General features: G+C 42.3%; 8 protein-coding genes. 4 read left to right on the top strand and 4 right to left on the bottom strand.

Annotated features, from left to right (window positions below; translation table 11 throughout):
* A partial coding sequence (locus tag VIM91_RS07035; protein ID WP_414719621.1) for a M16 family metallopeptidase occupies positions 1-344 on the bottom strand: 344 nt, incomplete at its 3' end.
* A 125-nt stretch (positions 345-469) separates the two neighbouring features.
* Here VIM91_RS07035 and ftsY point away from each other — a divergent pair.
* From ftsY to VIM91_RS07050, 3 genes are read left to right on the top strand one after another with little or no spacing between them, the layout of a single operon-like run.
* Positions 470-1,516 (top strand): signal recognition particle-docking protein FtsY, encoded by a 1,047-nt coding sequence (ftsY, locus tag VIM91_RS07040; protein ID WP_331864112.1) that lies wholly within the window; start codon positions 470-472, stop codon positions 1,514-1,516.
* A 14-nt stretch (positions 1,517-1,530) separates the two neighbouring features.
* Positions 1,531-2,322: a hypothetical protein gene (locus tag VIM91_RS07045; RefSeq protein WP_331864113.1), complete on the top strand. Its 792-nt coding sequence runs from the start codon at positions 1,531-1,533 to the stop codon at positions 2,320-2,322.
* A gap of 14 nt (positions 2,323-2,336) precedes the next feature.
* Positions 2,337-2,984: a hypothetical protein gene (locus VIM91_RS07050; protein ID WP_331864114.1), complete on the top strand. Its 648-nt coding sequence runs from the start codon at positions 2,337-2,339 to the stop codon at positions 2,982-2,984.
* Positions 2,985-3,078: 94 nt separating this feature from the next.
* On the opposite strand, the gene fabB is transcribed toward VIM91_RS07050, so the two are convergent.
* From fabB to VIM91_RS07065, 3 genes are all read right to left on the bottom strand, one after another.
* Complete coding sequence (gene fabB / locus VIM91_RS07055) at positions 3,079-4,299, bottom strand: beta-ketoacyl-ACP synthase I (protein WP_331864115.1); 1,221 nt, start codon at positions 4,297-4,299, stop codon at positions 3,079-3,081.
* Between the two features lie 2 nt (positions 4,300-4,301).
* Complete coding sequence (gene fabA / locus VIM91_RS07060) at positions 4,302-4,817, bottom strand: 3-hydroxyacyl-[acyl-carrier-protein] dehydratase FabA (RefSeq protein WP_331864116.1); 516 nt, start codon at positions 4,815-4,817, stop codon at positions 4,302-4,304.
* Between the two features lie 240 nt (positions 4,818-5,057).
* Positions 5,058-5,396, bottom strand: coding sequence for a hypothetical protein (locus VIM91_RS07065; protein ID WP_331864117.1), 339 nt, complete (start codon positions 5,394-5,396; stop codon positions 5,058-5,060).
* A 150-nt stretch (positions 5,397-5,546) separates the two neighbouring features.
* Here VIM91_RS07065 and VIM91_RS07070 point away from each other — a divergent pair, with 150 nt between their 5' ends.
* Entirely contained in the window at positions 5,547-5,726 is a 180-nt protein-coding gene (locus VIM91_RS07070) for a hypothetical protein (RefSeq protein WP_331864118.1), read from the top strand.
* Positions 5,727-6,326 lie beyond the last annotated feature (600 nt).

Here is a 6,326-nt window from a genome sequence, read left to right on the forward strand (position 1 = left end):
GTATAGTTGGCCGAGGTAAATGCGTTTTCGCGCCCACCCATTTGTGAAACTCGTTTAGAAAACTGACCTGGCTCAACAGAGTCTGTACCTTTAAACATCATATGTTCTAACATATGCGATACACCGGTTATACCATTGGGCTCATAATTGGCGCCGACTTTATACCAAAGCTGATGCACCACGATAGGTGCGCGCGTGTCTTGCTTCACCACCACTCGCAAGCCATTTTCGAGTGTGGTTTCAAACAATTCCGTTTGTGCCATCACGTTCAGACTGGCCCCGCTTAATAAAACGAATCCGCCGATTATTATTGGATTCAGCGATCGCATTAATTTGGATTTCATCTCCCCACTCCCTGTGTCCTTGGCTGTGTGAATTAGGTTTTTCGCGTTTTTCATTTATAATGGTTGGATTGCAATTTTACAAGTGATACCCCGCGCGGGTTCCATCATAAGCTCATGAGGAATTTATGTTTAGCTTTTTACGCAAAAAAGGTCAGGAATCAACTCAAAATGACGAGAGTCAACTCGAACAAACCGTTGATACTTCGGTTGAAACTCACTCAGACCATGCACCAGAAATAACGACCAGGCCTGGTGTCTTTGCACGCTTAAAAACCCAGCTAAGCAAAACTCGCAAGGTGCTTAATGATGGTTTAGCCGACTTGGTACTTGGCAAAAAAGAAATTGATCAGGATTTGTTGGACGAGCTCGAAATGCTACTGCTGACCGCCGATGTTGGCATGGATGCCACCGACCAAATCATTCAAAACCTAACCCAACAAGTATCACGTAAAGAGCTTAAAGATCCTCAGGCGTTAATTGATTCATTGAAAATTCAATTACGTTCCATGCTGGAACCCGTCAGCCAGCCTTTAAGTCTGGCTAAGTCGGATAAGCCGTTTGTAATTTTAATGGTCGGCGTGAATGGTGTCGGCAAAACCACCACGATCGGTAAACTGGCGAAAAAATTCCAGCAAGAAGGTAAATCGGTCATGCTAGCCGCGGGCGATACCTTTCGTGCGGCGGCCGTTGAACAGTTACAAACTTGGGGCGAACGTAACCAGGTTCCCGTGATCGCTCAAGGTACAGGCTCTGACTCTGCGGCAGTTATTTTTGATGCGATTCAATCGGCGCAAGCCCGAAAAATAGACGTTCTTATCGCGGATACGGCCGGACGTTTACATACGCAAAGTAACCTGATGGAAGAGCTTAAAAAAGTAAAACGTGTCATGTCTAAGGTCGATCAAAGTGCACCACATGAAGTAATGCTAGTGCTCGATGCGACGACTGGCCAAAATGCGCTCAACCAAGCCAAACAATTTCATGACGCCATGGGACTAACAGGCCTGGTGATTTCAAAATTGGATGGTACGGCGAAAGGTGGTATCGTTTTTTCGCTTGCTCAGCAGCTGGGCATTCCTGTCCGCTTTATTGGCGTTGGTGAGGCTATTGATGACCTGCGGGTATTTAACGCGAATGAGTTTACCGATGCCTTGTTTGAAACCCAGTCTTAATAAAAATCCACTGCATGTCAAAACACGACTTAGAACCTCAACTCAAACATCAGGCATATAAAACCGGTTATCGATTTGGTCTAAAAGGTCGTAGTTTAAGTCAAATCCCGAGCCAAATTCGGGGTAACACCCAGTTGCGCAGTTTATATGAAGAAGGCTGGAATGAAGCCCAGCAGGAAATTAAAGCCGGCGGACAATACACTAAAAAGCAATATATTCGTCATCGTGTTAGCTGGATTCTAATGACCGCGCTTGCGGGGATCATTAGCGCCTTTCTCATTATGCAAAGCCTTTCTGAGCCTACCGAAGGACTCAAAACAACACCATCAGAAAACCTTAATGCACCCACTTCGAAACCAGAAGCATTTCAATCAAACTGGGACTCAGCTGATGACGTATCACTGAGTCTGTTATCGGATCAAGAGCGCCAGAGCTTGTCTGTCACACAACAACCCCGACCTATTATTCCAAAACAAACCCTAGAAAACCTTGAACCTTCATTAAAAGTTCAACTCTATAATGGCCACAATCCCGAACAACACTTTACAGCGGGTGCACGTCTTCCTAAATATGTTCGTGAGTTAATCTTCAGGGTCGATACATCTGAATTAAGCCCATCCATCGCATTAACGGTTCGTTGGTTATGGCAACGTCAATTAATACATAGCCAATCCTGGCCTGCAGATCAGTCCGTAATTCAAGCCAAACAATCGCTATTTAGTGCACAACAAGGCCACTGGGATATTGAAATACTTGACCCTTCAGGCCAAGTGATTTACCTTTACCATTTTAATTATGTTCAATAGAATACAGGGTTGTCATGTTTAACCATTTTATAACCAGGCTACATCTACCTAAACAGGGTATCTGGCTATTAACTGGCATTTTATTGGTGACCATATCAGGCTGTTCAAATACGCCACCACCTGCAAGTGCACAAGACAACATTTGTGACATCATAGAATATGATCGACACTGGTATTATGCCGCTAAACAATCTGAGAAACGCTGGGGAACGTCGGTTCCTATCCTTAAGGCTTTTATTTATCAAGAATCACGCTTTGTTCATGATGCCCGACCTAAGCGTGAATATGCTTTAGGTTTTATTCCTTTACCCCGACGCTCAAGTGCTTATGGGTTCGCACAAGCTCAAAATCCTGCTTGGCATGATTATCAAAAAGCCACCCATAACTACTCGGCGCGCCGCAATAACAAATACGATGCGCTCGACTTTATTGGTTGGTACAACAGTGTATCGAACAAGCGCAACGGTATTTCACTAGGCGACCCTTATAATTTGTATCTTGCTTATCACGAAGGAAATGGAGGCTTTGCTCGTAAAACCTATAATCAGAAGCCTTGGTTAAAAGAGGTGGCTATAAAAGTACGCAACCAGGCCTGGCGCTATGAAAATCAACTTAAATCTTGCCAGATCGCACCTAAGATTTGCTTGTGGCCATTCTGCTGATGAAATAGATAAACCAAAATCTTACCCACAAAAAAGCCCACCATTTAGGTGGGCTTTTTAATCATCACAATCCATTTAAAACCAATTGTGAAACTTACGCTTTATAACGTTCAACCACTAAAGATGCATTAGTGCCACCGAAACCAAAACTATTACTCATAATTCGATTTAAGCCTGCATTCTCAATCGTTTTGGTGACGATTGGCATGCCTTCGCACTCAGGGTCGAGGGTTTCGATGTTAATCGATGGTGCAATAAAGTCATTCTCCATCATGATTAAACTATAAATTAACTCATGAACACCAGCGGCACCCAAAGAGTGACCCGACATGGCTTTGGTTGAACTGATTTTTGGAATATTGTCTCCAAAGACCTCACGTACCGCCGCCATTTCTTTTGTATCACCTACTGGGGTACTCGTACCGTGCGGATTAATATAATCTACCGGACCTTTCACCGTACTCAGAGCTTGTTTCATGCAACGTACTGCACCTTCTCCAGAAGGTGCAACCATGTCATAGCCATCAGAGTTTGCACCATAACCGGTGATTTCTGCATAAATTTTGGCGCCACGAGCTAAGGCATGTTCAAGTTCTTCAATCACAACCATGCCACCACCGCCAGCAATTACAAAACCGTCGCGGTTTGCATCATAGGTACGTGATGCTTTTTCTGGCGTATCATTAAATTTAGTAGACAACGCACCCATGGCATCAAACAATACAGACATGGTCCAATGCAACTCTTCACCACCACCAGCAAATACAACATCTTGCTTGCCTAGTTGGATTTGCTCTACCGCTGTACCGACGCAGTGCGCACTTGTTGAACAAGCTGAGCTGATCGAAAAGTTAACACCTTTAATCTGAAAAGGGGTTGCCAAACAAGCTGAAACAGTACTACCCATGGTACGCGTAACCATATAAGGCCCAACACGTTTAACACCTTTTTCACGCGCAATTTCTACAGCTTGGGTCGAGTTTGAGTTCGAACCACCACCTGAGCCTGCGATAATGCCAGTACGCTCGTTAGAGATCATCTCAGGAGCTAAACCTGAATCGGCAATCGCCTGTTCCATAGCGATGTAACTATAGGCTGCGGCATCACCCATGAAACGTAATTGCTTACGAGGAATCAAGGCTTCAAAATCCAAGTTTTTAACTGCACCATGTACCTGAGAACGTAAGCCATTCTCTGTGTATTCAGGCGCGCTAACAATTCCTGACTTGCCTGCTCGTAAAGATTGCATTACTTCTTGTTTGTTATTACCAATACTCGAAACAATGCCTAAACCTGTTATGACTACTCGTCTCATAATTAAAACGCATCCGTGTTAGTGAATAATCCGACTTTGAGGTCACTGGCGCTGTAAATTTCACGACCGTCAACAAATAAGTGTGCATCACCAATGCCCATATAAAGCTTGCGCTTAATAACTCGTTTCATGTTAATAACATATTCGACTTTTTTGGCGGTTGGTAAAACTTGACCATAAAACTTAACTTCGCCAGATCCCAAAGCTCGTCCACGACCAGGGCCGCCAGTCCAACCTAAATAGAAACCGATTAACTGCCACATAGCATCCAAACCGAGACAACCTGGCATAACGGGATCTTCATTGAAATGACACTCAAAGAACCATAAATCTGGATTTACATCGAGTTCTGCGCGAATTTGTCCTTTACCAAAGGTACCGCCTTCTTCTGATATATGTGTAATGCGATCAAACATCAACATAGGGGGTTTCGGTAACTGCGCGTTACCAGGGCCGAAAAGTTCTCCACGACCACAGGCTAAAATTTCTTCTTTAGTAAAACTCGATTGTTGTTCCATTACGTCTTCCAAGTAATAATTAGTTGGAGCATTATACCAGCCCGAATAAAACCAGTAAAACTTGAATAATAAATTGAGGTATTTTTAAATGTTTTTTTATGATGAAAAGCAAGAAAAGATAAATGAATGGTGCCGACAGAGAGACTCGAACTCCCAACCTACTGATTACAAACCCTATCAGATTGTACTCAGTTGTCACAAATCGTCATTTTTAAAGGCTTGTTATAGTCAAAAGTAACCTTAACTGACACTATCCACAAACCTTTTCTGACTTTCTTCTGACTCGTAAACACGTCTCTCAAGCTTTTCAAGCCTTGCAATAATCTCTAAATTTTCAGAGCAAAATACCTTACGATCTTGATCGTAATTTAATTTTTCTTCGCACTCTAAATTGAGTGCGTAGCATACCATACTAGGCCACTTCTTAGCCCAAGCCTCTATTACTGAACTCTTTATATCACCACCCAAGAAAAACTTAGATATTGCTTGCTGGCTTATCCCTGCACAACTTGCCAATTCTTTGTTTGGTATTTCATTTTTGAGACAAAACTCTTTTACTTTTTCTCTGAAACTCTTCATTTTTTATCCTTACGTTATCTCGCTATTCTTTCAACTTCTGTTGTTAATTGCAAAAACTTTTGCTTATTAAAACTAAAGTTGTTAGAATTCAACTTTAGTTTATTAAACAACTTTAGTTGAATTCTATGGTCAAAAGACAAAGGAACCACAATGGATATTAAATTATTGAAAATTAAAAAAATGAAATTAGGGATCATTAATGAGTTATTACTAAATACTGGTGAGCCAGAACTTGCAGACCTTGTACTAGAAAAAAGAAATCAAATTGATGCGGAAATTTGTTTAAGCAGCTTACAGAAATCTATTGAAAGCAATGAAGGTATTGAATAGTGCTTGTTGCGCAAAGCGCATAAGCCGCGAAGCGGCGAAGCCTTGGGAAGTTCAAAGCATACTGTTAACAAACCGTTGCGTTGCATAAAAGGCGCGATTGTCATTTGTTCGCCCTGTTAGCAATGGGGCGGGTCGTAGCATGCTGTATTCAGGGCTTAGCAGGGCTTTAAAGGCGCGTTTGCATTTAGTGTTATGGCTTCTGCGCTTTGCTTGCTGAGAACCTAGCCCAAAAGCGAAGCGTTGGGCAGGTTCGCAAGCTCCTGAGGAGTCCCTGTAACACTCCATAGCTAAACGCGAAAAAAGACCATATTTGACAACAGCTGACAACAAGACCAATAAAACATAAGCAAAAACAGCAAAAATCAAAAAATAAGTAACGGTATAGCTAGACAAAAAAACTTTATGAATGCGCCAATCAAAACATAAAACAGTTGGACTTGAGAAACTTAATATGAAATCAATGAACTGGTCTAATAGAAACGGACACTTCAATGAGAGACAATAGATGTTGTCGAATCTAGGAGTGGTTATGAGTCAGAAGCGAGTTTATAAAACTTACACCAAAGAATTTAAACAAGAAGCGGTCGCGCTTGTCACTGA

It is taken from the genome of Thiomicrospira sp. (assembly GCF_036568485.1).
Taxonomy (GTDB): Bacteria; Pseudomonadota; Gammaproteobacteria; order Thiomicrospirales; family Thiomicrospiraceae; genus Thiomicrospira.